A 2593-nucleotide genomic window follows, 5' to 3' on the forward strand; every position below is an offset into this window, starting at 1 on the left:
CCGTCGACCCGTCGGCGTCGCGCGGGCGCTTCGGCGCCGGGTCCATCGGGACGGCCGGCAGCCGCCTCGGCGAGGCGAGCTCGGCGCAGGTCGGGCACCACGACGACCTCCGTCGCTCACGCCCGGGCCGGTGGCGTTGCTCGTCGGGCGTCGCGACGAACTGGTGGCCGACATCGCAGAGCCAGGTCAGCCAGACGTCGGCCGCGGGAGGCACCTGGCTCAGCAGCAGCCCCCGGTTGTGCTCGGGCCGGTACTGCCGCACGAGCACGGGGTAGCGGGCCCACGCGTCGCGGTAGGCGCCGGGCGCGTAGGGCACCTCGGCGGCGCGGGACCGCTGACGGCGGGCCCACCAGCTCTCGATCGGTTCGGGCACGCCGCGACGCTACGACCCGCCACCGACATCGGCGACCCGGGCACGACGCTGCGCGACCCGCGCCGGTGATGAACCGCGTTCCGAACCATGAACCGCGAAACTTCGCGGTTCATGGTTCGGAACGCGGTTCGAGGTGACGAGGCACACGGCGTGGCAGACCCGAGCCCCGAGGAGGCGCCCCCTCGACCCGGCGCCCGTCGCGGCGGATGATGGGGACATGACCTCCGCCTCCGTCGTCTCCGTCAGCCGCGACCCCGAGCACCGCTTCTCGAAGGAGGTGGTCGACGACATCGTCCTGATCGCCGGGCTCGGCGTCGAGGGCGACGCCCACGCCGGCACCACCGTGCAGCACCGCTCGCGGGTCGCCCGCGACCCCTCGCAGCCGAACCTGCGCCAGGTGCACCTCGTGCACGCCGAGCTGTTCGACGAGGTGCAGGACTCGGGCTTCGAGGTCGCCCCGGGCGAGCTGGGCGAGAACGTCACGACGCGCGGGGTCGACCTGCTGGGGCTGCCGCGCGGGGCCGTGCTGCGGCTCGGGCCGGACGCGGTCGTCGAGGTCACCGGGCTGCGGAACCCGTGCGTGCAGATCGACGGGTTCGAGGCCGGCCTGATGCGTGAGCTGGTGACCCGCGACGGCACGGGCCAGGTGGTGCGCAAGGCGGGAGTCATGGCCGTGGTGCTCGCCGGCGGCCGCGTCGCCCCGGACGACGAGGTCGTCGTGGAGCTGCCCGACGGCGAGCACGAGGCGCTGCAGCCGGTCTGAGGCCCGGCGCGCGGCGGGACCGCCCGGACGCCCGCGCGAGGACCGACAGGTGCGGCGTGCGCGCCCTGGGTCTAGGCTCACGGCGCCGGAGGCCCGAACCCCGGCTGGACCCGGCACCGTGCCGGGCCGCTGCATGCAGGGGGTCTCCGTGAACAGGTTCCTCGTCTCTCTCTCGGTCGTGGTGGTCGCCGGTCTCGCGACGTCCGTTCCCCTCGGAGCTCAGGCCGCTCCTCCTGCGGTCTGGTGGTCCGCCGCTGCTGCCGAGGCCGCCCCGGCTGCGGCACCCGTGCCGGCGACCGGCGCCGTCGCCGTCCGCCTGCTCAGCCCGCGGGGCGACCGGCTCCACCTGGCTGGCGCGACCGTCGAGCTGATCGGACCCTCGCCCGTCGTCGACCGGGCCACGACCGACGCGAGCGGTGCTGCGGCCTTCGCGACCGTGCCTGCCGCAGGGCGGTACTCGGTGCGCGTCGTCCCCGAGCCGACGGGTGCCTACGGCCTCCGTGCACCCGCCCAGGTGTACGGCCTGACCGTGCAGGCCGGTCGGACGACGACCGTCGACGTGACGCTCGCCGTCGGCGGCACTCTCTCCGGTCGGCTGCTCGGCCCCTGGCCCGACCCTCCCGCCGGGCTCACGGTCGAGCTCTACGGCAACCACGTCGGCACGTCCCTCAGCGCCGTCACCGACTCCGACGGCCGCTATGCGTTCTTCGGCCTCCCGACCGACCTCTACACGGCGACGGTGGTCGCGACCCCGGGCGGCGTCCCCACCGTCTGGCGGCAGGACGTCGCCGCCGAGACCGCGACGACCCCGGCCGGCCACGTCTTCTCGGCACCCCGCTACGTGCACAGCAGCTACGACCTGCAGGTGGTGGTCGACGAACCCGACCCGGTGAACGCTCCCGGTCCCGACCTCGACGGTGCCGTGGTGACGATCACCGAGGTCGTGACCGGAGCGGTCTGGACCCAGGTGCTCGACGACCAGAGCTCGCGGCGCAAGGTCGCGCAGTTCGTCGTGCCGAGCGGGAGGTACACCGTGGGGGTCGAGACCGTGTCGCACCAGCGGTGGTGGTGGGCAGGACAGTACGTGCCGGTCCCGCTCGTGCCGACGGCCGCCCAGGCCGTCCCCGTGACGGTGACCTACGGCGCCCAGGACTCGACGGACGTCTTCCTGAGGCCGGAGTCGGCGACGCCCTGAGCCGCCTCGGAGCGGGTCGTCCTCGAGGACGAACTCCGCGCCTCCTCGTGTCGTCGTCGCCCGGACGGGGACGAGGTGAGGCGATGCTGGTGACGACGCCCTCGTCCCGCCGCGACCGCGGTCACCGCGCGAGGACGTCTGGAGGAGCCCTGTGAGGACCGAGACCACCCCCGCCGCCGTCACCAGCACCCGGCGCGCCACGGCAGCGCTCGCCACGGCCGCGCTCGTCGCGCTCGTGGTCGGCGGCTGCGCGCAGCAGGCC

General features: G+C 74.9%; 2 protein-coding genes and 1 pseudogene. 2 read left to right on the forward strand and 1 reads right to left on the reverse strand.

The annotated features are described in order from the left end of the window. Nucleotides 1-373 (reverse strand): annotated as a pseudogene (locus RWM17_RS13930) (hypothetical protein); the annotation flags it as partial. A 217-nt stretch (nt 374-590) separates the two neighbouring features. On the opposite strand from RWM17_RS13930, the gene RWM17_RS13935 reads away from it, so the two are divergent. Further along, nucleotides 591-1136, forward strand: a complete 546-nt coding sequence (locus RWM17_RS13935) for an MOSC domain-containing protein (protein ID WP_314104644.1) — start codon at nt 591-593, stop codon at nt 1134-1136. Between the two features lie 148 nt (nt 1137-1284). Continuing rightward, entirely contained in the window at nt 1285-2331 is a 1047-nt protein-coding gene (locus tag RWM17_RS13940) for a carboxypeptidase-like regulatory domain-containing protein (RefSeq protein ID WP_314104646.1), read from the forward strand. Nucleotides 2332-2593 lie beyond the last annotated feature (262 nt).

The organism is uncultured Frigoribacterium sp. (genome assembly GCF_963515265.1).
GTDB lineage: Bacteria > Actinomycetota > Actinomycetes > Actinomycetales > Microbacteriaceae > Frigoribacterium.

Coding starts and splice junctions, on each gene's coding strand:
- RWM17_RS13935 (WP_314104644.1), top strand. CDS start 591: ATGACCTCCGCCTCCGTCGTCTCCGTCAGCCGCGACCCCGAGCACCGC.